This window comes from Bradyrhizobium sp. Gha (genome assembly GCF_900113735.1).
Lineage (GTDB): Bacteria > Pseudomonadota > Alphaproteobacteria > Rhizobiales > Xanthobacteraceae > Bradyrhizobium.
Map to the genome: position 1 here is coordinate 16586 of NZ_FOQM01000014.1, position 22327 is coordinate 38912.

A 22327-nucleotide genomic window follows, 5' to 3' on the forward strand; every position below is an offset into this window, starting at 1 on the left:
ATCGGGCAGGGACAACAAGGCAGAAATGCCCGGGAGTTGAGATCGTGCCGACGACACTCGCGCGCACCTTTGCGGCGTTGAGCGCTATCAATGAAGCGATCCTCTACGCGACATCGCCGGACGAGCTGTACCAGAAGGTCTGCGACGCCGGGTTTTCGAGTGGGGACTTCATGGCCGTTGCCGTGTTCCTGGTGGAGCCGGATGGTCACCACTTGCGCTTTGCCGCCGGGCGCGGTGAGGACGTGGCGCGCCTGCGCGCGATCAAGATCACCACTGAAGCCGGCGCGCCAGAGGGCTCGGGCGTCGGCGGTGAGGCGTTTCGAACCCAGAAGCTCTGCGTCAGCAACGACTATTTGAACGATCCCCGCTCGCTGGCGTGGCGTGAGGGCGCGACCAAGGCCAATATCGGCGCCGCGGCGGCGCTGCCGCTTCTGTGCAACGGCAACAGCGTCGGCGTGCTGTTCGTGACCCGCAGCGAGCCCGACTCGCTGAGTGAGCAGATGGTGTCGCTGTTCGGGCGCATGTCGGCCAACATTTCCTATGCGCTGGAGAACTTCTCGCGCGAGACGGCGCGGCAGAACAGCGAGCGCGCGACACGGCGGCTCAATCGCATGTTCGGCGCGCTCAGCGCGACCAACGAAGCCATCCTGCGCGCCAAAACCGAGCAGGAGCTGTATCAGCTGGTGTGCGACGCCTCCGTGCACGGCGGCAAGTCGTTGGCGACCTTCGTGCTGCTGAAGGAGCCGGATTCGCACTGGTTGAAGCCCGTCGCCGGCAGCGGCGAGAGCCTGGAGATCGTGGCGCGGAGCCGTTACTCCACCGATCCCGAAAATCCCTACGGCCGCGGCATTTCCGGCGAGGTGTTTCGAACCCAGAAGCCCATCGTCGAGCGCGATCTCCCGCGCCGAACCAAGGGAACGCCGTGGGAGCAGCCCAATCTCGACACCGGCGCCGCCGCCGTGGTCGCGGCGCCACTGGTCAAGCATGGCCAAAGCATCGGCGTCATCCTCGCCTTCCTCAGCCAGTCCTGGGCCAGGGACGAGGAAATCGTCGCGCTGATGTTGCGCATTGCCGAGAACGTCTGCTTCGCGGTCGACAATTTCGACCGTGAGGCCGAGAAGGCGCGAATCGCCGAGGAGGAGGATCGCCTGGCGCGCATGTATGCGGCGCTGAGCGCGACCAACGAGGCGATCCTGCGCGCGCGGTCGCGGGGAGAGCTGTTCGAACTCGTCTGCCAAGCGACGGCGAAGGGCGCGAAATTCACCTCGGCCGGTATTGCGGTGGTCGATCACCAGGCCGAGCTGCTCCGCGTCGCCGCCTGTTACGGGCCGAACTCGGATTCGGTCCGCAACTTCAAATTCTCGACCTCCGACCAGGTGCCCGAAGGGCGCGGGTTGACCGGGACAGCCTTCCGTACACGCCAGCCCTGCATCAGCAACGACGTGCTGTCCGACGACCGGATCAAGCCCTGGGCCGACAATGCCCGCCGCAACGGCATCGGATCGGCCGCGGCGCTGCCGCTGTTCAACGGCGACCGTATCGAAGGCGTCTTTGTGTTCAACTCGCCGGAGCGTGGCACGTTCACGCCCGAGTTTGTCGAGCTATTGCAGCGGCTGCAGGCAAATGTCGCCTTCGCGCTCGAAAATTTCGATCGCGCGGATGAGAAGGCGAAAGCCGACAAGCAGCGCAACCGTCTCACCAGCATGTTCGAGGCGTTGAGTGCCACCAACGAAGCGATCATGCGTGCCAAGACGCGCGAAGAGCTGTTCGAGGCGGTGTGCCAGGCGGCCGTGCTGGGCGATGTATTCGCCTCGACGACGATCGGCATCCTCGACGAGAAACGCGAACTCGTTCGCGTCGTCGCGGTCAAGGGGCGCCTTCAGCAGCGAATGGCCGGGCGCACATGTTGCGTCTCCCCGGGGCATCCGGAGGGGGAGGGGATCATCGGGACATCGCTGCGAACGCGCCGGTCCACCGTCATGAATGACTATATGAATGACCCGCGAACGGTGCATTGGCGTTCGAAGGCAACCGAGGACGGCACGCGCGCGGCTGCCAGCTTTCCGCTGCTTCGTGCAGGCGCCGAACCGATCGGAATTCTGCTGTTTCATGCGCCCGAGGAGAATGCCTTCACCCCTGATTTGGTCGAGCTGCTCGGGCGGCTGGCAGAAAACGTCTCCTTTGCGCTCGACAATTTCGATCGCGCCGAAGAAAAGGCCCGCACCGAGGCGCAAAAGGAGCGCCTGACGCGCATGTTCGCGGCGCTGAGCGCCACCAATGAAGCGATCGTGCGCGCCAAGTCACGCACCGAGCTGTTCGAGCTCGTCTGCCGCGCCGCATCCACGGGCGGCAAGTTTAACTCGACGACCATCGCGCTCGCCAGCCCCGGCAGCGATCAGCTCGCGATCGTCGCAACCGCGGGACCTACCGCCGAGACCACTCGCAACGTCCGTCTCTCCATCGACCCCGACCGGCCCGAAGGTCGCGGCATGAGCGGAACGGCGTTCCGCACGCGCCAGCCTTGCATCAGCAACGACTATGTCAACGACAGTCGTGTCAGCGCCTTCCATGCCGCCGTGCGGGCCAACGGCGCGCGCTCGGGCGCGGCATTCCCCCTGATCACGCACGACAAGGCCGTCGGCGTCATGATCTACATGTCGACGGAATATGAGACCTTCACGTCCGAGTTCGTCGAGTTGCTGCAACGCCTCGCCGACAACGTCTCCTTCGCGATGGAGAATTTCGACCGCGCCGACGAGAAGAACGTGGCCGACGCGCGGATCGAATACCTCGCCTCGCATGACAGCCTGACTGATTTGCCGAACCGGGAGACCTTCAACGGGCTGCTGCGCGAAGCGATCGACGAAGCCAAACGCCACGATCACCGCTTCGCATTGCTGTTCATCGATCTCGACCGCTTCAAGGTCATTAACGATTCGCTCGGACACGAGGCCGGCGATTTGCTCCTGCTCGAGGTGGCAAATCGCTTGCGTCGCGCGCTGCGAGCCAGCGACGTCGTGGCGCGCCTCGGCGGTGACGAGTTCGTGGTGATCCTCGACCAGTGCGGCGAGATCGACGACGTCCAGCGGATCGCCACCGGGCTGCTCGCGGCGCTCGCCCGGCCGATGGAGCTCGCCGGCCACGAGTGTCACACCACGGCGTCCATCGGCATCGCGATGTATCCGGCCAACGGTTCCGACGTGCAGACGCTGACCAAGAATGCCGACATGGCGATGTATCTCGCCAAGGAGGACGGCAAGAACGGCTATCGCTTCTTCTCCAACGAGGTGAAGACACAGTCGATCGAGCGTCTTTCGCTCGAGAGTGCGCTGCGCCGGGCGCTCGAGCGCGAGCAGTTCTCGCTGAACTACCAGCCCAAGGTCGACATGGAGACCGGTCAGATCACCGGCGTGGAAGCGCTGTTGCGCTGGAACCATCCCGTTCTCGGCAACGTCTCGCCGGCGCAGTTCATTCCGCTTGCGGAAGAGACCGGCCTGATCGTGCCGATCGGCCGCTGGGTGCTGAAAGAAGCCTGCGCGCAGGCGATGGCCTGGCAGCGCCGCGGCCTGTTGCCGCTGTCGATGGCCGTGAACCTGTCACCGCGGCAATTCGCCGACGAGCACCTGTTGCAGGATGTCGACGAGGCTCTGGCAGCTTCCGGCATGTCGCCCGTGCTGCTGCAACTCGAAGTCACCGAGAGCATGATGATGCGCAATGTCGGACGCGCGCTGAAGGTGCTCGACGCCATTCAGAGCCGCGGCATTCGCCTGGCCATCGACGATTTCGGCACCGGCTATTCGTCGATGTCGCTGATGAAGCATTTCCCGATCGACACCATCAAGATCGACCGCTCCTTCGTGCGCGACCTGCCGCACGATGCCGAGGACCAGGCGATCGCGCAGGCGATCATCAGCATGGGCAAGGCGCTGGGCATGACCGTGGTCGCCGAGGGCGTCGAGAACGCCGAGCAGGAGACGTTTCTGCGCACCCATGGCTGCGACGAGATGCAGGGCTTCCTGATCGCCAAGCCGTTACCGGCAAAGCAGATGGCCGAGTTGCTGCGGCCGATGGAGCTGGCGGTTGCGCCGTCGCTCCAGCCTGAGGCGGACCTTGGTTTGGACGAGTCTATGGTGCTGCCGCTGAAGCGCGCTGTCGTCTGACGGCTGCGATTGCTTGGCGCAATTTGAGGGGTGCGCCGTCTGGTGCCGGATGTCTTTTGTCCGCTCTTGTCAGCGATTGAGGGGCCGATTGCGGCTGAAGAGAAGATAGATGGCGCGTGGGTTGGTGGTCAAATAGCGCCAGAGCAAGCGGCGTGGCTCGAGCCAGGTGCGCCAGGCCCATTCGAGCCCGAGCTTCTGCATCCATTGCGGCGCGCGGGAGCGGCTACCCGAGAGGAAGTTGAACAGACCGCCTGACGTCTTGATGACACCGACATTGGTCAGCAGCGGCGTGTATGCTTCGACGAAAGCCTGCTCGTTGGGTACGCCGAGCGCAACCCACAGGAAGTCCGGTGCGAGCGCGTTGATCTCTTCGACCTTGGCTTGCAGCGCATCGCCACGAAGGTAGCCGTGGCTGAACCCGACGATCTTCAGTTTCGGATACAGGTTCTGGACTCGTCTGACCGCCGCGGCGTTCTCTTCCTCGCTGGCGCCGAGCATGTAGAAGCTGCGGCCGGCAATCTCCGCCTTGCGCGCGACGACATGGAACAGGTCCGTGGTGGCGACGCGCTCGGGCAGCGGAAACCAGGACTGCAGCTTCGAGGCAGCCACCAGCGGTTGGCCGTCGGCATTGATCAGGTCGGCGGCACGGAACAGGCGCTCGGTCTGCGGCTCCGTCGAGCAGCGCGCCAGCACTTCGCCATTGGCCGAGGTCAGGTACAGCGGACGGCCGATGCGGTGATGCGGATCGGTCGCTTCGATCATGAAGTCGGCGGTTGCTTCCAGGTCGAGTGCGGCCATGCGGAGGCCGCCGACGGTGATCCGTGGAACGTCGGCGGTCGCGGCCCGGCCTTCAAGGTTGACGCGGCGCTCAAGCATATTGTTTGCCTCGCTGGCGCGTTTGAACAGCGGGGGGAAGTTCGTCGAGCACGACGCCGACGAGCTTGTGCTGGCCGTCGCCGAGTGCGGCCAGGATCTCTTCCATGCTGTCATTGATGTCGAGGCTGGTCGGCAGCACCGCCACCAGCGCATCGGCGCTATCGAGCAGTCTGCGGCCGGCAGGCGAGAGCGGCATCGCCGGGCCGTCGAGAATAATGAGGTCATGACCGCCGGCCGCGCGCGCCTGTGCGATCGACCTGCGGATGGCGTCAGCGGCCTTGTCTGCATCGCTTTCGGTTGCCGGCAGAACGGAGATACCATTCGCGGTCTTGACCTCGCGCGCGGCCTTGTTGCCGATCGACAGCCAGCCGACCTTGCCGGGTTCGGGCTTGGCCGGACGGCTGACCTTGTTCGAGAGCGCGTGAGCCTGGTGATCGGCGTCGATCATGAGCACGCGGCTGCCGTCGCGCGCGGCCGCGAGCGCGAAGTTCAGTGCGGTCACGCTACGCCCCGCCGTCTGGCTGGCCCCGACGAGTGCGACCGCCGGCATTGGCTTGCTGCCGGCACGGCGCGCTATCGATGCTCGCATGTCGCGCAACACGTTGAGCAGCGTCGTCAGCGGAAACCCCGGGCGCAATGTCGGCCAGCCGATTCGGGTCAGATCGACGCCGTTGCCGGTGGCGAGAATGGCGCCGAGCGTGCGGATCACGTCGGCCTCCTGGAGGCGGGCGATCAGCGGTTTCTCGACCAGGGACACCGCCGGCGCAGGCGCGGCGGTTTCGTCCTGGGGCTTCGGAGCCTCTGGCGCAGGCGTACGCTCGCGGCGGCCAGGTTCAGGGGCGGTCGCGCCATTGAACAGATGCTCGGCCGCGACGAACCAGGAGGCTGCGGCAAGCGCACCGAAGATGAAGCCGATCATCGCGAACAGGCTCATCGCCGGTGGGAACGAGCGGCGTTGCGGGACCGTGGCCTCGCCGATGACGCGGGCGGCAGAGGTGTTCAGCGTCTCCTGCTCCTCGGTTTCGCGTGAGCGCTTGAGGAAGGATTGGTAGACGTCGCGGCTGGCGTCGGCCTCGCGCTCGAGTTCGCGCAGCCGGACGGCGGCCTGGCTGAGCTGCACGCTCTGCCGCTTCTGCACTTCCAGAGCCCGGTTGAGCGAGGCCTCGTAGTCCCGGGCGCGGGTCAGGTCATTCTTGGCGGACAGCGCGAAGCGGTCGATCTCTTCGCTGATCGTGCGCTTGAGATCCTCGACCTGCTTTTCGGTCTGGCGCAGGGCCGGATGGCGCGGGCCGAGCTCGGCAGTCTGCTCCGCATATTTCTTGCGGGCATCGGCATATTGCGCGCGCAAATTTGCGATCGTCGGCGATTGCAGTGCTTCGGGGATCGCACCGGCATCCGCAGCGGTCCGCTTGTTTGCCTCGATCTGGTCCAGCCGTGCCTGGGCGTCCATCGTCGCGGCGCGGGCGGCCGAGAGCCGCTGGTTGCTGGAGGAGAGCTGCTGATCGCTGATCAGCGCATCCTGGGTGCCCACGAAATTGTTCTGGGCCTTGTAGGTGGCAAGCGCGGTCTCGGCATTGCGCAGCCGTTCGCGCAGCTCCTTCAGCCGGCCCGACAACTCGCTGGTGGCGCGCCGCGCTGCAAGGGCCTGGGAGTTACGCGATTCCGCCAGGTAGGTGTTGGTCAGAGTATTGGCGAGCATCGCCGCCTTGGCCGGATCGATCGACCAGACCTCGACGTCGACGATGAAGCTCTTGTCGGTCTTGCGGATCGTGATGTGCTTGTTCAGCGCATCGAGCGCCGCGAGCTGCACCTCTTTGGCTTCAGCGGCCGAGGGCGCGCGGAGCTGCAGGCCGATCAGGCCGAGCAGGGACGAGCTCAGGGTCTTGCCTTCCCCGCCGCCGAATTCCGGATCCTTGTCGAGACCCGCCTGCTGGATGACCTGCAACAGCACGCTGTTGGAGGTGATCAGGCGCGCCTGACTCTCCACCACCATGGACATGCCCGAGACGTCCTGCGCGCGGGGCGTGAGCTCGCGATCGACGAGCTGGAGCTCGCGCGGGTCGACATAAAGCTGGGCGGTCGCGGTGTAGCGGGGCGTCAGGCTCTTGCCGACGGTGACGGCGAGGCACGCGCCGATCAGCGCTGCAGAGGCAATCGCGATCTTGCGCCGCCACAGCAGGCCGGCGAGCTCCAGCACGCCGAAGCTGGCCTCGAACGTCCGTTGCGGGGCCTCCGACGTGGTCGGATTCCCGGCCCGATCGATCGGCTGGTTGTAGTCAAGCATCGTCCCCAGCTTTCATTCCAGCGCCGCGGGCTGAGGGGTTACTCTTCGCTTTACGCCTCGCACCGGGGATATGGGTGCGCAATCAACGCAACAGGGAAAATTAACCATACTCATTGAGGGACTATTCACCGAAATGGCAAACAAAGCGTTTAAGCGCAGCTCGCCAAATGCCGTGTCGTTGTGACGCTTCGACGCTGGCGCTCCCGCAGTCATTAACGGTTCGTTACCGCACGTGCCCCGCGGCGGGTACGCATCCGCCTTGATGGCATCAAAGCCGGCCAGCGTGCGCATCGCCCTCAGCGCTTCCGCAGGATGACGTGATAGTCGCCGCGGCGGACGTCGGTGCCGCGCGGAAGCACGGCATTGATCACGGCGGCGCTGGCATCGACGAGGGCGGCGAACAGCGGCGTGCGCCGGCGCATCTCGGGATAGCGCGGGCTCTCGACCTCGCGGCGGTAGATCGTCTCGAGGCCCCGGGCGGCGGCGAACGCCTCGAGCTTCGACAGCGTCACCAGGGGATGGAAGAATGTCGGGAACGGCGCTTCGCCGGGCATTCCGGCCGTCTTGATGCCGCGGATGTTCCGGTAGAACCAGACGTGAAACCAGTGAGGCGAGTACTTGGTGACGACGCCGGACAGTGAGCGCGGATTGGGCGCGCCGATCAGGATCATCCCGCCGCGCTTGAGCGCATCGCGGAAGTTCAAAAGCGCCGCCTCCACGTCGGGCAGGTGCTCGATCACGTTGTAGCAGGTCACGAGGTCGAAAGTCTCGGGGCCGAAGCGATAGGTCTGCACGTCGCCGAGCAGGGCCTCGTCCGCATAGGTGTTGTTGCGGACCTGGTCCTCATCGATGTCCACGACGGTGACGTGACTGCGGCCAAGCACGTCCATCGGCAGGAAGCTGGAGGAGCCGCCACCGGCCTCGTAGATGGTGAGCCGACCCTGCGGCAGCTCGCGGCGCAGCACGTCGTGCACACCGAGCAGGCTGTCGCGGGCTTCGCCGGCCGCGAGGTCGAGCAGTGCCTGGGTGTGTGCCGGCGCGTCGGTAGCTGTCGCGAAATCGATCGTGGCTGACTTGTTCATGTTTTCTGACCGCGCTTGTTCGACTCAAATTTACAGGAAAAGTCTCTCGTTCCCGAAGAGCAAATCCGATGCCGCGCAGCTTCACCGGTCGCGGTGCTTACGGTGCGGTTAATTGCGCCATGCGTTAACTACGGCATCGTCCATGTTGCGCCATTGGCGCGTGATGGAGTGAAAATTGCAGTATCAGGCGTGAAGGAATTCGCAGGAAAAGCACGCGAAAGCGGTTAAACGAATGATGGCAAGCTTGATGGCGGTGAGATCGGCGATGTGGCGCAGTTTCAGCAACGAGGCAGGCCGTCCATTTCGGGACGCATCTGTCCCGTGCGATCGTGCCGTCGCGGGACGGTGGACGCAGGGCTTTTTCAACATATCTCAGGCATTGAGAACGCGATGACGCTGATCCCGACAGATTTGTCCGCCAGCCGGATCTCGGATGCCGTGCGCGATCCCAACCGGGAGATCGCCGCGAGTTCACGCATTCTCGACCTCTCGGTCGGCATCGTCGTCTGCATTCCCTGTTTCCGTCGTCCCGAACACCTGCGGCTGACGCTGGATTCGCTCGTCAACCAGCGTACGCCGCGCTCCTTCGCGGTGGTGATGGTGGAGAACGATGCGGCAGGGCGCGCGAGCGCGCCGGTTGCCGCCGAATATCTCGCAGTCGGGAAACTCCAGGGCGTCTGCCTGGTCGAGAAGCGGCAGGGCAATTGCCGCGCGATCAACGCGGCGTTCGAGACCGCGCAGGCGCTGTTTCCCGCCGCGACCCGCTTCCTCATGATCGACGACGACGAGATTGCTTCGCCGGATTGGCTCGAGCTGATGGTTCGTACCGCGGAGGCGACCGGCTCCGACATCGTCGGCGGACCGGTGATGCCTGTGTTCGACGACGACAGTCAGCCGTGGCTCGCGCGCCATCCCGTCTTCTGCCCGGCCTACGACTACACCGGCGCGGTGCCGCTGATCTATGGCTGCGGCAATTGCCTGATCACGCGCAGCGCGTTCGAGCGGCTCGGCAGCCCCGCCTTCGATCTGCAATTCAATTTCCTCGGCGGCGGCGATTGCGATTTCTTCCATCGCGGTCGCGATGCCGGCATGATCTTTCATTGGACGGCGGAAGCCGTCATCTGCGAAACCGTACCGAAGGACCGCGCCAATCCCGGCTGGATCGCCAGGCGCGGCCTGCGCATCGGGGTGATCAACTACCGGGTGCGGGTCAAGGCCGCGCAAAGTGTGGCAGCGCGGACGCGCGTCTTTGCGCAGACGTTGGCACGTTTGCCGTTGTCGCTGGTCCGCGCGGCTCGCCTGCTGGCGTCAGCGAAAGCGGTCGTCGCGATGCACCCCGTGCTGGTGGCCGTCGGATCCGCGCTGGCGGCCGTTGGTTACGACCCGAAGCCCTATGAGGCCTCGAAGATCGTCTCCTGACGCGTTTGCGTCGGCGTCTAGATGCCGAGATACGACAGCGCGATCTTGACCGCGGCGCGCGGCATCGCCTTCGGCGACCGCCGGCTGACCATGCCGAGATAGGCAGCCGCCTGGCGATATCGTCCGAAGCGCACCGCCTGCGTCGCAGCATAGGTCAGGAGATGGATTTCGGCCGCCTGCCGCAGTCTCGGCGCAGCGCCTGATGGCAGCTTGCCGAGGATCAATTCATCCCCGAAAACGCGCGCGACCGCCGGCAGGAAATCCTGCGGTGTTCGGACCGCGGCGCTCATGGTGTTGGCCGTGTGCAGGCGATAATCGAGCAGGAGTTTTGGGACATGGGCGAACGCGCCTGTTGCGGCGAGGCGGCACCAGCAATGCCAGTCCTCGCAATATCGCAGTGAGACGTCGAAGCCGCCGGTCGCACGAAAGGCCTCCGTGCGTACCAGCATGATGCCGCCATTGACGATGAAATTGCCGCTGGCAAGCCGTTCCAGCACGTTGCCGGACGGCTTGCGACGGCCCTTCAGGAGGTCGCGCCGTCCGATCGATCGCCCTGCGCTGTCGATCGTGTTGTAGTCGCCATAGACCAGCACCGCCCGTGGCGCGTCTTTCGCCGCGGCCAGCAGTGTCCTCACCGCATCGGGGCGCAGCCGGTCGTCGGCGTCGAGGAACATCAGCCAGCTCCCGCCCGCGCTTTGTGCGCCGTGGTTGCGCGCGGCCGAGACGCCGCTGGCGTCATTCGTGATCAGGCGGAGCCGCGGATCGCGGATGGCACGGACGATCGCAACGGTGTCGTCGGTCGATCCGTCGTCCACGACGATGATCTCGGTGACGTCGCATTGCGCCAGCGCACTTGCGATGGTCTCGCCGATATAGGTCGCGGCATTCTTCGCGGGGATGACGACGGAAACCCCGGGCGACGTTGCGCGCGCATCCATCACCGCAGGTGGGGCGGTCGGTGCATCGAGCGTGGCGTCGGCGAGGGGCAAGCGATGGCTCGTTGCTTTAATGATCTGTTAACCCGGCTGCCGGCAATCGCAGTTCGAGCTGGAACGGATGATACCCCCATAACGATCAATTCGTTGCTGCAAAGGCTGCCCAAGCCGTCGGTTTCGTAGATTAGCGTTAAACCTGCCGCGTTAAACCTGTCACAGACCTCGAGAGGAGCGGCAGCCGGTCTCATGAGAGAATGCAGGCCTTGCTGCCGCGGATGGATCCAGTGCCCGCAAAGACATTCGACTACGATCCCGACGCCATGATCCTCAACCTGTTCTACGAGGACAAGGATGATCGCTGGTTTCCCGGCGACCGCCATCTGCGGCGCATGGCACGCAAGATGTTGTTCGGCGAACCGCGCATGAGCGGACAGCTGCGCGTGTTCCTCAATCTTTGCGCCGGGCTCGACCGCCTCGGCATCCGCTATCGCGTGAACGACTACGGCTACATCGCGCAGCATCCGGAGGAAGTGGCCTGCATCATCGGCCGCGCCTTCCTGCTCGACAAGTTTGCGTGGAAGAACCCGATCCTGCTCGGCGTCGCCGCCTTTAACCATCCGCTCGACGATCCTGACCTGTTCAAGCGGCTTCCCGTCAGGAAATTCCTGGTACCCGGCCCGTGGTATGCGGAGATGTACCGGCCGCATTGGCCGGCGACCGAAGCCTGGCCCGTCGGCATCGATACCGATTTGTGGGCGCCGTCGCGTCCGCGCGACAAGACCGTCGATGTCCTCGTCTACGACAAGGTCAGCTGGGACCGCGAGCGCTACCTGCCCGAGCTGATCGAGCCGGTCCGTGCCCGGCTCGTCAGGGAGGGCCGCTCCTTCATCGAGCTGCGCTATGGCAGCTACAAGGAAGAAGATTTCCAGGTCGCGCTGGCGCGTTCGCGCGCAATGATCTTCCTGTGCCAGAACGAAAGCCAAGGCATCGCCTATCAGCAGGCGCTGTCCTGCGGTGTGCCGGTGTTCGCCTGGGACCCCGGCGGCCCCTGGCCGGATCCGGATTATTATCCGCACCGGGTCCAGTTCGGGCCGGTGTCGTCGGTACCCTATTGGGACGATCGCTGCGGTCTCAAATTCGTCGACCTTGCCGGCTTCGAGGAGCGGTGGACGGATTTCTGGGACGGCTGCACCGCGGGCAAATTCAATCCGCGCAGTTACATCATGGACAACCTCACATTGGAGCAGCGTGCGCTGCAATATTACGAGATCGCGCGGAACGTCGCACGGCAGCAGGTTCCTGCGGGCACCGGCATGCTGGTTGATGGACGGTTAACGGGGATGGGCTAGACGCGGCGTGAGCGCTCGCGAAGGTATCGGCTTAACGATAAGCGGCGACGTAACTTGTGGTCTGCGACAAAACATAATCTATCTCGACACGCATTGTAACCGTATGCCCCGCAAATGGCGTTTCTCAGCGTCGAGCAGTTAGACGGTCGGGTGTCGCCCAGCACGTCGGGAATCTCAGTCGATTTCTTGCGGGACTGGCGACAGGCCGCGTTGCGTCTCGACGCCGGTCATCGCACTGCGTTTCAGCATGCTTGCTGGTTGGGTGCCTGGTACGAGGCGTTTCACGGCGTCGCACCGCTGATCGCCGTCATCACCGACAGGGCGACCGGCAAGGACGTCGCCGTCGTGCCGATGTTCAGCCACATCAGGCGCGGCATCCGCGTGATCGAGTTCGCCGACCTCGGCGTCTCCGACAACAACGCTCCGATCCTCGCCCGCGACGCATCCTTCGATTCGGCTGCAGCAAGGGCGATCAGTGCGGCATTGATTGATGCTTTGCGCGGCTTGCCCGACGGCTTCGACCTCCTGCGATTGAAGAAGATGCCGGCCCATGTCGGCGTGAAGCCGAACCCGCTGGTGTCGCTCGGCCGGCTCGGCTCGTGCTCGCTCAACGGCAATGTCGTGCTGACCGGGGACGACTATGCGGATTACCAGGCGTCGATCAAGCGCATGCAGATGCCGCGCTGCTGGCGTGTGTTCAACCGCAATGCCGGTGCGCGGTTCGAGATCGCCACCGACCCCGCCCGCGCGCACGAGCTGCTTGACGTGACTGACGTGCAGCAGCAGGAGCGCATGCGGCAGCTCGGCTCGCGGTTCGTCCTCAATGATGAGGCCCATGCCCGCTTCTACCGTGACGTCGCCCGGCGAGGCTTTGCGGAAGGCTATGCGGTGATCTCGGCGCTGGTCTGCGACGAGGGCATCGTCGCCACCACGTTCGGCGTCAGATATGGCGCGACCTACTTTCTGTTGCGTATCGGCCATGCCGGCAGGCAATGGGCGAATTGCTCGCCAGGGCTGCTCGTCACCGAGCGCACCATGGCGGCCCTGCATGCGCAGGGCGTGCGCCGCTTCGATCTCAGCATCGGCAATCACGACTACAAGCGGCGCTTCGGCGCCGAGCCGGTGCCGCTGACCGATGTCAGCGTTGCACTGTCCTGGCGCGGCCTGCCTTACATGCTGCGCGACCATGCGGCGCAGGGTCTGCGCCGTTATCCGAAGCTTGCGGCCTTTGCCGCAGGGATCATGGGCAAGCTACGCTGAACCGGGCGGCATTCCCCTGGAGCGAGCGCCGCCCGTATCGCATCAACCGTGCAGCTTCTTCGCGGTCTCCGCGATCTGGCGGCCCTGATACCGCGCGCCGGCGAGCTCGTTGGCGCTGGGTTGGCGGCTGCCATCGCCGCCGGTGATCGTGGTGGCGCCATAGGGCGCACCGCCGGTGACCTCGTCGAGCTTCATCTGGCCGGCAAAGCCATAGTTCATGCCGACGATCACCATGCCGAAATGCAGCAGGTTGGTGATGACGGAGAACAGCGTCGTCTCCTGGCCGCCATGCTGGGTCGCGGTCGATGTGAATGCGCCGCCGACCTTGCCGTGGAGCGCGCCCTTGGCCCAGAGGCCGCCGGCCTGATCCAGGAAATTGGCCATTTGCGAGGCCATGCGGCCGAACCGCGTGCCGGTGCCGACGATGATGGCGTCGTAGCCGGCGAGCTCCTCCACCTTGGCGACCGGGGCTGCCTGATCGAGCTTGTAATGCGAGGCTTTCGCGACTTCGGCCGGCACCAGCTCGGGCACGCGCTTGATGTCGACGGTGGCGCCGGCTTCGCGTGCGCCTTCGGCCACTGCATTGGCCATCGCTTCGATGTGGCCATAGGCGGAATAATAGAGGACGAGAACTTTGGTCACGGTGGTCTCCGTTTGATTGGGTGTGATTGCGAGATGTCGGATGTCACGCGGCGTCGACGAGCACGAGCTCGGAATCTTCGAGCGCCGTGATCCTCAGCCGGCCCTCGTCGCGGATTGCGGCGCCGTCGCGGGCGTTGACGCGCACGCCGTTGATTTCGACCGCACCTGCTGCGGGCACGAGATAAAGGTGGCGCGCCTGGTGCGCCTCGTACTCGGCGCTCTCGCCGGCCTTCAGCGTGGTCGCGAGCACCCGTGCATCGGCGCGGATCGGCAGCGCGTCAGTGTCGCCTGCAACGCCACTCGCGATCGTGACGAGCTTGCCCGAGCGGTCGCCCTTCGGGAACGGCTTCGAGCCCCAGGTCGGCTGGCCGCCACGCGCGGTCGGCTCGATCCAGATCTGGAAGATCCGGGTCTTGGTCGGCTCGAGGTTGTATTCGGAGTGGCGGATGCCGCTCCCGGCGCTCATCACCTGCACGTCGCCGGCTTCAGTGCGGCCCTCGTTGCCGAGGCTGTCCTGATGGGTGATCGCGCCTTCGCGCACATAGGTGATGATCTCCATGTTGGCGTGCGGATGGGCCGGAAAGCCGGTGTTCGGGGCGATCTCGTCGTCGTTCCAAACCCGCAGGGCACCGTGACCCATATTGTTCGGGTCATAATGGCCGGCGAAGGAGAAATGATGCTTGGCCTTGAGCCAGCCGTGGTCGGCGCCGCCGAGTTTTGCGAAGGGTCTGAGTTCGATCATGGGATTGTTTCCTTGAGTGCACTGGGCTTGGCGTCAGGCGCCAAACCCGCCGTCGACGTTGAGTACGGTGCCGGTGACGAAAGAGGCTTCCGGGCTTGCAAGGAAGACGACGCCGGCGGCGATCTCTTCCGCAGTCCCGAAGCGTTGCAGCGCGTGCTGCTTGCGCTGTGCGTCGGCAAACTCACGGTCGTCGTCCGGATTCATGTCCGTGTTGATCGAACCCGGCTGCAGCACGTTGACCGTGATGCCGCGCGGTCCTAGGTCGCGCGAAGCGCCCTTGGAGTAACCGACGATCGCAGCCTTGCTTGCCGCGTAATCGGCAAGGCCCGGAAACGAGGCGCGTGTGGCAATACCAGAACCGATCGTGACGATGCGGCCGCCTTCACCCATCAGCTTCGAGGCGGCGCGGATCGCGGCGACCACGCCGTGCACGTTGACGTCTTCCTGGCGAGCGAGCGCGGCGGTGTCGGTCGATGGATCGTCGATCAGTCCACCGACCGCGACGCCGGCATTGTTGACGAGGATGTCCAGCCGGCCGAAATCGTTGGCAACACTCCTGACCAGTTGATCGACCTCCTTGGCGGACGCCTGGTCGGCCTTGTACGCGCGGGCCTTGACGCCGCGAGCCTTCAGCTCGGTGACGACGGCCTCGGCCTTTTCGGGCGAAGCGACGTAGCTGATGGCGACGTCCGCGCCTTCATCGGCGAGAGCGCGGGCCGAGGCCGCGCCGATGCCGCGCGAGCCGCCGGTGACGAGGGCAACCTTGCCTGAGAGCTTGCTGGTCATTGGATGTCTCCAGTCCTGAATGTCTGATGACCTTGGATAAGCGTGCCCCTGTGGTATAGAAATAGAAACTGTCGAAACTCATTGTTTCCCCAGATAGCCCAAACGGACCCGGCGCCATGGCAAAGCTCCCCGACTTCGAGGCCCTCGCGATCTTCGCAAAAGTGGTGGAATTACGCTCGTTTGCGGGGGCTGCGAGCGAGCTCACGATGTCGAAGGCCACGGTGTCCAAGGCGGTCACGCGGCTGGAGGAGCGGCTCGGCGCCCGGCTGTTCAACCGCACCTCGCGCCGCCTCGCGTTGACCGATGCCGGCCACAAGCTCGCCGATCGCGCCACGCGGCTGCTCGCCGACGGCGAGGCGGCGGAGAACGAGGCCTTGGCGCAATCGGTGGCCCCGCGCGGCCTGGTGCGGCTCGCGGTGCCCATGACGTTTGGGAATAAAGCCGTGGCGCCACTGCTGCCGGAGTTCTTCGAGGCCTTTCCGGAGGTCTCGGTCGATCTGCATTTGAGCGATGCGACCGTCGATCTCATTGGCGAAGGCTTTGACATGGCGGTGCGGATCGCGCGGCTGCCGGACTCGTCCCTGATCGCGCGACGGCTCTTCACCATGCCGCGCTTCACCGTGGCCGCGCCGTCCTATCTGAAGAAGCATGGTCGCCCGACGCATCCGATGCATCTCGCCGGGCACAAGTGCTTCAGCTACGCCTATCTGTCGACGCCGAACGTCTGGCACTACACCAACTCGGCCGGCGAGCAGGCCAGCGTGCGTCCAGGTGGACAGCTTCGCGTCAACAACGGCGAAGCGGTGATGCCCTCGCTCGTCGCTGGCCTCGGCATCGCCGAGCTGCCCGAGTTCATCGTCGGCGACGCCATTTCATCCGGCGCCGTGGAAGTGATCCTGAAAGATTGGAAGCAGGCCGAAGGGGCCGTGCATCTGGTAACCCCGCCCGGCGGCCCGCGCCCCGCGCGCGTCGAAGCGCTCGCTGATTTTCTTGCCGCGAAGCTGCCCGGCACGTGCAAGCGGAAGCCGAAGAACGGTGCGAAGACGGGATAGGCGACTTCGAGGTAACGCCCGCCAGCCGGAACGGTTTTGCGCCCTTGCCGCTTCAGCTCGTCGAGGAACGGCTCGATGCGCAGCTGAGGCATTGACGGAACTGACACAACCCATGGTATGATATATACATATTACAACCCAAGGGAGAAGAAATGTCAGATGGCAAGAACAAGCGGGGGCCTGCCGACAGAGCACGGGTTAACGTGCATGAGGATTACGAGCTCAGGTACTGGTCCAGACGATTCGGCTGCACCGAGGCGGAGCTGATTGATGCAGTCAAACACGCTGGCGTCATGGCCGACGCGGTTGAGAGATACCTCATACGGAAGAAGCGATAGAAGAACCGCTGTCTGCGTTGCCACAGGCGGCCGAAGCCACGGGAGGAAATGCCCTTCAGCGAAGGGAGCGATCGAAACGAAACTCACCACCGCACAACCATGCATGCAAAAGCCCGGCGCGATGGCCGGGCTTGACAACGATAATTGGAGCGCTCCGCGTGTCCGTCGAAATGCCTTCATGACCTTTGCGTCGCGACCAGGCGCGACCTGCAGGATGCTCCAGGTTCGCGGCACGGCAGGCACAGCTATCGTAGGGCGGGCAAAGCAAAGCGTGCCCACGCGTTTGCCCGAGAGTTCGGCGAGTGATGGTGGGCACGCTTCGCTTTGCCCACCCTACGGCACCTGCGCTCGCGATGATGGCGGCCTCACTACGACACCTTCACCCCATCGAGCGCGACAATCCGCAAGCTCGGTTTCATCGTCTGCTCCAGCTGCGACTTCAACTCATGCACGCGCGGATCGGTCGAGCGCGCGGCGCACACCGCGTATTGATGCACCGACTGAGCCAGGGCGCGGCGCGCCTCCGGCGTTCGCGTCAGTTCGGGCGTTGAGAGCCGCAGGACGATGGCTGCCAGGTTCACCAGCATCTCGTCCAGGGCGAGATCGATCGTAGCAAGCTTTCCCATGGCACCTTCCCTCCTCACAATCCCGGCAGGGCAACGGAGGGTGGAGAGATGCGTTCCGGAGCGGGCCGAATATGGCTAACGTTTCCTGAACATCTCGTTCTGCGGAGCGCCGCGCTGCTCGGCGACGCGGTGCAGGAGCTCGGCTGATGGCGGTGATCAGGAAGATCGGATGGTGGAATAGGTTCCGGCGCCTTCACATTTTTTTGTGATCCCGAACCTTCCCGCGTTTCATCGTTTAACGACAAATTCGACGGCCTCGGGAAGGGATCGAGACATGCGAACGGAGCGGATCGCGCTGGGTATGGCGCTAGCGATTGGCGGCATCGTCGCGCAGAGCGCAGCATTCGCCGAAGAATATCGCGGAACCATGGAGCAGCAGATGGCCTGCACGCCTGACGTCTGGCGCCTGTGCAGCGACCAGATTCCGGATGTGAGCCGCATCACCGCCTGCTTGCGGCAAAACACGCCGCGCCTTTCCAGCGGCTGCCGCGCGGTGTTCCAGTCCAACAATCAGATGCCGCCGCAGCTCGTCCCGCGCAATCGTGCTGCACCGCCGCCGCGCTACTACAATGGGCCGCCGCCACCTCAGCAGATGCAGCCGAGCCCCTATGACGATGACGACGACTAGCGCCGCCTAGCGCCTGTCCCGCTCAGGTCGATGTCCGAGCACAGTCCGCAGGACGACACCGAAGAGAATGACTGCGACCGGCCAGTGAAACCAGATTTTATGGGCGCCGGTGGCCAGATTGATAAAAACCAAAAAGGCCGACACCGTGAGGCCCGCTGTAACCGGGCGCGGCAGCTTTCGCAGCCAATCCAGGACGACGTTCGCCGATGAAGACGGCTCGCGCCTGTCGCCAGTCCGCGGAGCACGAGCTGCCTCCCGGGGAGAATCGTCGACCGGGAAGCTCCCTTGCCTCGCGGTTTGGCTGCCGAGAGTCACCCGATAACTGGTCTGGGGAGCAACGTTCTTCATCGGACGCTGGCCGAGACAGTCGAAGCCAACGGACAATTTGTTGTGCACCTGATCGTAGACGGAGCTCGAGATCACGACGCCGCCGGGATCGGCGAGTTCCTGCAGCCGCGACGCGATATTGACCCCGTCGCCATAGATGTCGGAGCCGTCGACCATCACGTCGCCGAGATTGATGCCGATGCGAAATCGCATCGGGTTCAACGGAGGCGGGGCTGATTCCTGATCGGAAATCTCCTGCTGGATCTCGACCGCGCATTGCACGGCCTCGACGACGCTGGCGAACTCGGCGATCACGGCATCGCCCCAGGTATTCACGATGCGGCCGTCATGACGCTCGACCAGTCTCGCAATGGCCGAGCGATAGCGGCGGAGCGTCTCCAATGTTCCGGTCTCGTCCGCTTCCATGAGACGGGAATAGCCGTACACATCGGCGCACAGCACGGTGGTCAGTCGTCGTTTCACCTTGTCGTCGGGCATGGTTCCTACACTAACCTCCCTGACCGGCAAATGCATCACGGGCCCGCATTAGGACCTGTGCTCGCAGACATCGACCCATTCGGCCGCCGTCAATTCGGCCAGGCGTTCAGGCGTGATGCGGACGGCGCTGTGGGTCGAGCCCGCGGCCGGCACCACCACGTCGAACGCCTTCAGCGACACGTCGCAATAAACCGGCAGCGGCGACTTCAGCCCGAATGGGCAGACGCCTCCGACCTCGTGGCCGGTGATGTCGGCGACCTCTTCCAGCCCCAGCATCTTCGGCTTGCCGCCGAACTGCGCCTTCACCTTCTTGTTGTCCATGCGCGAGGTGCCGGCGGCGACGATCAGGATCACGCGTTCGCCGATGCGCAACGACAGCGTCTTGGCGATCATGCCGGGCTCGACACCATAGGCTTCGGCGGCCAGCGTCACGGTCGCCGAGCTGATCGGCGATTCGATGACTGAGATATCGGGGGCTTTCTCGGCGAAGAAGGCGCGAACGGATTCCAGGCTCATTCCAGTCAGCTCATTCCAGACTTGCGGGCGGGCGGCGATGTCCGGGTCATCCCTTGATGACCCCGGGCAGTTCCGAGAGCGACCGAACACGATGATCCGGCGCAAAGCCGAGCTCGTCCATCTGGGTGCGGATCGCCTTGAACATGGTCAGCGGTGCCACGAGTTCGGTCTCGACGCAAGCCAGCGCCATCGCCTCCGGCGTCACCCGCTCGATCCAGGCGACGTTCAGTCCGAACGACTTTGCCCCGGCCGCGTCCCAGGGATTGGAGGAGACGAACAGCACCTCCTCGGGCGCCGTGCCGAGAACCTCGCCGATCAGCTCATAGGCCTGCGGGCTCGGCTTGAAGATCTTCTTCGCGTCCACGCTGATGGTGGCATCGAGCAGGCCGTCGAGGCCGGTGTTGCGCACCAGCGCGTTGAGCATGTCAGGGCTGCCATTGGAGAGGATGGCAAGCTTTCGCGGTTTTAGCGCTGTGAGCGCGATCGCCGCGTCAGGATAGAGATCGAGATGCAGGTACTTCTCGATGATGCGCTCGAAGGCCGCGTTCTCGTATGCAAGTCCGAGCACGCGCAGCGCATAGGCCAGCGAGTCGCGTGTGACATCAGAAAAATCCTGATAACGCCGCATCAGTGAGCGCAGCCAGGTGTATTCGAGCTGCTTGATCCGCCAGACCTGCGTGATGATCTCGCCATAGCCCGGAAACGCGTCCTCGGTGATCTCTGCGACCGACTGGATGTCGTAGAGCGTCCCGTAGGCGTCGAACACGACGGCTTTGAGGTTCATGGGCTGTCCTTCCGGGCCGTTGTGGTCACAAGAATTCTGCTTGGGGAGTACGCATCATCCTCAGCTTACCAGAGCACCGCGGAAGTTTGCCACTGCAACCGTGATCGGCGGCTTGTGACAACTCCGGCCTCAGGGCTGCGGGTTTTAATCACACCCGCAGCCAATTGCTCCGGCGCGGATTCGCCGCTAATTTGGCTGTCTTCGTCCGGGCAAATGAGCCGGAGGCGAACATGGCGCGATTGGCAGCGGCCGCTCAGGCCGCGGGTGCACTCAGCATCATTCTCTCGTGTACGGCGCACACGCACGCGCAGATCACCGACAGTCCTCCGTCTTGGGCCTACACTTACAACCCGCCCGACTTCAAGCCGCCGCCGGATGACGGCCAATCTCGCCACGTTCCCGACAGCACGGCGAGCTATACAGTCCCACAAACGCGTGATCGCTTCCTGGCGCCGGATTGGCACCCGGATGACCATCCGGCGATGCCGACGGTGGTGGCCAGCGGCCGTCCGCCTGACGTCTACGCCTGCGGCTTCTGCCATCGTGCCTCCGGGACGGGTGGTCCGGAGAGCGCAGACATCGCCGGCCTGCCGGTGGCATATTTCATTCAGCAGGTGCAAGACTACAGGAGCGGCAAGCGCGCGACGGCGCGAGCCGACCGCATTCCGCAAGCATGGATGATCTCGGTCGCAAAGGCGGCGAACGACGACGAAATCAAAGCGGCGGCTGATTATTTTGCGGCTATCAAGCCAATGAAGTTGGTCGATGTGGTGGAGACTGAAACGGTGCCGAAACCTGCGGTCGCCGGCTGGTTCTTCGTCACGCAAGGCGATGAGCGCGAGCCGATCGGCACGCGCATCATTGAGACACCGGCGGACATTGGCCGCTTCGTCAACCGCGACGCGCGCGTCCGCTTTATCGCCTACGTGCCCATGGGTAGCGTGGCCGCCGGCCGCGCGCTGGCCGCAAGGCCCGAGATCGCCTGCTCCACCTGCCACGGCGAGAAGCTGACCGGCACGGACGTTGTGCCGGGAATCGCCGGGCGCTCGCCGACCTACCTCTTCCGCCAGCTCTATGACTACCGGTACGGATTCCGCGCGGGGCCGGACAGCAAGCCGATGATCGACGTGGTCAAATCGCTCGACGAGGCACATCTGTTGCCGCTTGCCGCCTATCTCGCCACGCTGGAGCGATGAAGTGCCGACATCGCCCGCAGAGCTTCGGGCGGGCGCGTGCGCGGCCCGAGATTCCCACCGCGCACACGCGATTGGACCAAGGCGCGCCTAGGCGGCCTGCCGCATGCGTTCGATGCTCTGGGTGATATGGTTTCCGGCGTCGTCAGCCACCTTCAGAGACAAATCCGCCATCCGGCGGCTGGTCTCCAAGCCGCTGCTGATCGTGTCGCGCATGAGATCGGTCTGCACCGCCGCTAAATCGTGAAGGGTCCGGCAGCGCCAGAGTTCATCCATGCGGTCCATGGTCCTCTCGATCTGCTGTCGAACGAAATCGAAGTACTCGCGCGACGCACCGTTCATTCCTTTGGCGACTGCGGTCACGGAGTACATGATTGCTTCGGCGTTACGGACCGAGCGTTCTGCTCCCTGCTGCGCTTCATTGCCCGTGAAACCGAACCTTTGACCTAGCTGGTCAGTCGAGCGGCCCATCATTGCCGTGGCCATGTCGACGCCGAAGCGCCAACTGTTCTGCAGCATCTCGGCATTTTGTCGAAAAAGATGGCTGCTGGCTTGCGCCACCTCCTCTCCGGCCTCGGCGGTCGCCAGGCCGATCCGTCTGGTCTGCTCTGCGGTCCTCTCGCCGGCGCGTCGGATTGTGTCCTCTGGGCTTTGTGTCGATTTTTCCTCCGGGCGTGGGTTGGCCATTCGTTGCTCCTTCGTTGTTGTTGGTGAGGTCGGATCCTGTGCCCTCCGTCAGAGATGCCATCCTAGGCGAGGAAACGTGGGCATTTCTGGACCGTTCCGGCCGGGCAGTTTTTTAATCAATCCTCCGCCATTGCGCGCAGGAA

At 64.4% G+C, this 22327-nt stretch carries 20 protein-coding genes; 8 read left to right on the top strand and 12 right to left on the bottom strand.

What is annotated here, in order from left to right; all coding sequences use genetic code 11:
- Positions 1–44: 44 nt before the first annotated feature.
- Positions 45–4160: a sensor domain-containing phosphodiesterase gene (locus BM222_RS18105; RefSeq protein WP_092229915.1), complete on the top strand. Its 4116-nt coding sequence runs from the start codon at positions 45–47 to the stop codon at positions 4158–4160.
- A gap of 69 nt (positions 4161–4229) precedes the next feature.
- Here the strand turns inward: BM222_RS18105 and BM222_RS18110 are convergent, their stop codons facing one another.
- The 3 genes from BM222_RS18110 to BM222_RS18120 form a co-directional block, all read right to left on the bottom strand.
- Complete coding sequence (locus BM222_RS18110) at positions 4230–5036, bottom strand: WecB/TagA/CpsF family glycosyltransferase (protein WP_092229917.1); 807 nt, start codon at positions 5034–5036, stop codon at positions 4230–4232.
- Positions 5029–7320 carry a GumC family protein gene (locus BM222_RS18115; RefSeq protein ID WP_092229919.1) on the bottom strand — a complete coding sequence of 764 codons (2292 nt, stop codon included), beginning with the start codon at positions 7318–7320 and terminating at the stop codon, positions 5029–5031. Before BM222_RS18115 ends, BM222_RS18110 begins: the two co-directional genes overlap by 8 nt.
- A gap of 296 nt (positions 7321–7616) precedes the next feature.
- On the bottom strand, positions 7617–8402 hold the full coding sequence (locus BM222_RS18120; RefSeq protein ID WP_092229921.1) for a class I SAM-dependent methyltransferase: 786 nt from the start codon (positions 8400–8402) through the stop codon (positions 7617–7619).
- Positions 8403–8792: 390 nt separating this feature from the next.
- Here BM222_RS18120 and BM222_RS18125 point away from each other — a divergent pair, with 390 nt between their 5' ends.
- Complete coding sequence (locus tag BM222_RS18125) at positions 8793–9821, top strand: glycosyltransferase family 2 protein (RefSeq protein WP_092229922.1); 1029 nt, start codon at positions 8793–8795, stop codon at positions 9819–9821.
- A 17-nt stretch (positions 9822–9838) separates the two neighbouring features.
- Here BM222_RS18125 and BM222_RS18130 read toward each other — a convergent pair whose 3' ends face one another.
- Positions 9839–10759: a glycosyltransferase gene (locus BM222_RS18130; protein WP_092230179.1), complete on the bottom strand. Its 921-nt coding sequence runs from the start codon at positions 10757–10759 to the stop codon at positions 9839–9841.
- Positions 10760–11040: 281 nt separating this feature from the next.
- Here BM222_RS18130 and BM222_RS18135 point away from each other — a divergent pair, with 281 nt between their 5' ends.
- Positions 11041–12105 (top strand): glycosyltransferase, encoded by a 1065-nt coding sequence (locus BM222_RS18135; protein WP_092230181.1) that lies wholly within the window; start codon positions 11041–11043, stop codon positions 12103–12105.
- 114 nt (positions 12106–12219) lie between these two features.
- The gene (locus BM222_RS41150; protein WP_177243296.1) at positions 12220–13365 is read left to right on the top strand and encodes a GNAT family N-acetyltransferase; all 1146 of its coding nucleotides are present in this window, start codon (positions 12220–12222) and stop codon (positions 13363–13365) included.
- Between the two features lie 42 nt (positions 13366–13407).
- Here the strand turns inward: BM222_RS41150 and wrbA are convergent, their stop codons facing one another.
- The 3 genes from wrbA to BM222_RS18155 are packed head-to-tail and all read right to left on the bottom strand — an operon-like array spanning position 13408 to position 15535.
- On the bottom strand, positions 13408–14007 hold the full coding sequence (wrbA, locus tag BM222_RS18145; protein ID WP_092229924.1) for an NAD(P)H:quinone oxidoreductase: 600 nt from the start codon (positions 14005–14007) through the stop codon (positions 13408–13410).
- A 43-nt stretch (positions 14008–14050) separates the two neighbouring features.
- Positions 14051–14749: a pirin family protein gene (locus BM222_RS18150; protein ID WP_092229926.1), complete on the bottom strand. Its 699-nt coding sequence runs from the start codon at positions 14747–14749 to the stop codon at positions 14051–14053.
- A gap of 33 nt (positions 14750–14782) precedes the next feature.
- Positions 14783–15535, bottom strand: a complete 753-nt coding sequence (locus BM222_RS18155) for an SDR family NAD(P)-dependent oxidoreductase (protein ID WP_092229928.1) — start codon at positions 15533–15535, stop codon at positions 14783–14785.
- A gap of 116 nt (positions 15536–15651) precedes the next feature.
- Between BM222_RS18155 and BM222_RS18160 the strand changes: the two genes are divergently transcribed.
- Positions 15652–16587, top strand: a complete 936-nt coding sequence (locus BM222_RS18160; RefSeq protein WP_092229930.1) for a LysR family transcriptional regulator — start codon at positions 15652–15654, stop codon at positions 16585–16587.
- Between the two features lie 152 nt (positions 16588–16739).
- Complete coding sequence (locus BM222_RS18165) at positions 16740–16925, top strand: DUF3606 domain-containing protein (RefSeq protein ID WP_092229932.1); 186 nt, start codon at positions 16740–16742, stop codon at positions 16923–16925.
- Positions 16926–17293: 368 nt separating this feature from the next.
- Here the strand turns inward: BM222_RS18165 and BM222_RS18170 are convergent, their stop codons facing one another.
- Entirely contained in the window at positions 17294–17551 is a 258-nt protein-coding gene (locus tag BM222_RS18170) for a hypothetical protein (protein ID WP_092229934.1), read from the bottom strand.
- A gap of 274 nt (positions 17552–17825) precedes the next feature.
- On the opposite strand from BM222_RS18170, the gene BM222_RS18175 reads away from it, so the two are divergent.
- Entirely contained in the window at positions 17826–18179 is a 354-nt protein-coding gene (locus BM222_RS18175; protein WP_092229936.1) for a hypothetical protein, read from the top strand.
- 6 nt (positions 18180–18185) lie between these two features.
- Here the strand turns inward: BM222_RS18175 and BM222_RS18180 are convergent, their stop codons facing one another.
- The 3 genes from BM222_RS18180 to BM222_RS18190 are packed head-to-tail and all read right to left on the bottom strand — an operon-like array spanning position 18186 to position 20304.
- Entirely contained in the window at positions 18186–19004 is an 819-nt protein-coding gene (locus tag BM222_RS18180; protein WP_092229938.1) for an adenylate/guanylate cyclase domain-containing protein, read from the bottom strand.
- A gap of 48 nt (positions 19005–19052) precedes the next feature.
- Positions 19053–19520, bottom strand: coding sequence for a YbaK/EbsC family protein (locus BM222_RS18185; protein WP_092229940.1), 468 nt, complete (start codon positions 19518–19520; stop codon positions 19053–19055).
- A 46-nt stretch (positions 19521–19566) separates the two neighbouring features.
- Positions 19567–20304: a haloacid dehalogenase type II gene (locus tag BM222_RS18190; RefSeq protein WP_092229942.1), complete on the bottom strand. Its 738-nt coding sequence runs from the start codon at positions 20302–20304 to the stop codon at positions 19567–19569.
- Between the two features lie 230 nt (positions 20305–20534).
- Between BM222_RS18190 and BM222_RS18195 the strand changes: the two genes are divergently transcribed.
- The gene (locus BM222_RS18195; protein WP_244547180.1) at positions 20535–21500 is read left to right on the top strand and encodes a c-type cytochrome; all 966 of its coding nucleotides are present in this window, start codon (positions 20535–20537) and stop codon (positions 21498–21500) included.
- An 87-nt stretch (positions 21501–21587) separates the two neighbouring features.
- Here the strand turns inward: BM222_RS18195 and BM222_RS18200 are convergent, their stop codons facing one another.
- Positions 21588–22184 (bottom strand): phasin family protein, encoded by a 597-nt coding sequence (locus BM222_RS18200; RefSeq protein ID WP_092229944.1) that lies wholly within the window; start codon positions 22182–22184, stop codon positions 21588–21590.
- Positions 22185–22327 lie beyond the last annotated feature (143 nt).

What these genes read in the sequence shown, in the direction of transcription:
- BM222_RS18110 (WP_092229917.1), bottom strand. Translation starts at nt 5,036, where the DNA reads ATGCTTGAGCGCCGCGTCAACCTTGAAGGCCGGGCCGCGACCGCCGAC.
- BM222_RS18115 (WP_092229919.1), bottom strand. Translation starts at nt 7,320, where the DNA reads ATGCTTGACTACAACCAGCCGATCGATCGGGCCGGGAATCCGACCACG.
- BM222_RS18120 (WP_092229921.1), bottom strand. Translation starts at nt 8,402, where the DNA reads ATGAACAAGTCAGCCACGATCGATTTCGCGACAGCTACCGACGCGCCG.
- BM222_RS18125 (WP_092229922.1), top strand. Translation starts at nt 8,793, where the DNA reads ATGACGCTGATCCCGACAGATTTGTCCGCCAGCCGGATCTCGGATGCC.
- BM222_RS18130 (WP_092230179.1), bottom strand. Translation starts at nt 10,759, where the DNA reads ATGGATGCGCGCGCAACGTCGCCCGGGGTTTCCGTCGTCATCCCCGCG.
- BM222_RS41150 (WP_177243296.1), top strand. Translation starts at nt 12,220, where the DNA reads ATGGCGTTTCTCAGCGTCGAGCAGTTAGACGGTCGGGTGTCGCCCAGC.
- BM222_RS18150 (WP_092229926.1), bottom strand. Translation starts at nt 14,749, where the DNA reads ATGATCGAACTCAGACCCTTCGCAAAACTCGGCGGCGCCGACCACGGC.
- BM222_RS18155 (WP_092229928.1), bottom strand. Translation starts at nt 15,535, where the DNA reads ATGACCAGCAAGCTCTCAGGCAAGGTTGCCCTCGTCACCGGCGGCTCG.
- BM222_RS18160 (WP_092229930.1), top strand. Translation starts at nt 15,652, where the DNA reads ATGGCAAAGCTCCCCGACTTCGAGGCCCTCGCGATCTTCGCAAAAGTG.
- BM222_RS18165 (WP_092229932.1), top strand. Translation starts at nt 16,740, where the DNA reads ATGTCAGATGGCAAGAACAAGCGGGGGCCTGCCGACAGAGCACGGGTT.
- BM222_RS18170 (WP_092229934.1), bottom strand. Translation starts at nt 17,551, where the DNA reads ATGGGAAAGCTTGCTACGATCGATCTCGCCCTGGACGAGATGCTGGTG.
- BM222_RS18175 (WP_092229936.1), top strand. Translation starts at nt 17,826, where the DNA reads ATGCGAACGGAGCGGATCGCGCTGGGTATGGCGCTAGCGATTGGCGGC.
- BM222_RS18180 (WP_092229938.1), bottom strand. Translation starts at nt 19,004, where the DNA reads ATGCCCGACGACAAGGTGAAACGACGACTGACCACCGTGCTGTGCGCC.
- BM222_RS18185 (WP_092229940.1), bottom strand. Translation starts at nt 19,520, where the DNA reads ATGAGCCTGGAATCCGTTCGCGCCTTCTTCGCCGAGAAAGCCCCCGAT.
- BM222_RS18190 (WP_092229942.1), bottom strand. Translation starts at nt 20,304, where the DNA reads ATGAACCTCAAAGCCGTCGTGTTCGACGCCTACGGGACGCTCTACGAC.
- BM222_RS18195 (WP_244547180.1), top strand. Translation starts at nt 20,535, where the DNA reads ATGGCGCGATTGGCAGCGGCCGCTCAGGCCGCGGGTGCACTCAGCATC.
- BM222_RS18200 (WP_092229944.1), bottom strand. Translation starts at nt 22,184, where the DNA reads ATGGCCAACCCACGCCCGGAGGAAAAATCGACACAAAGCCCAGAGGAC.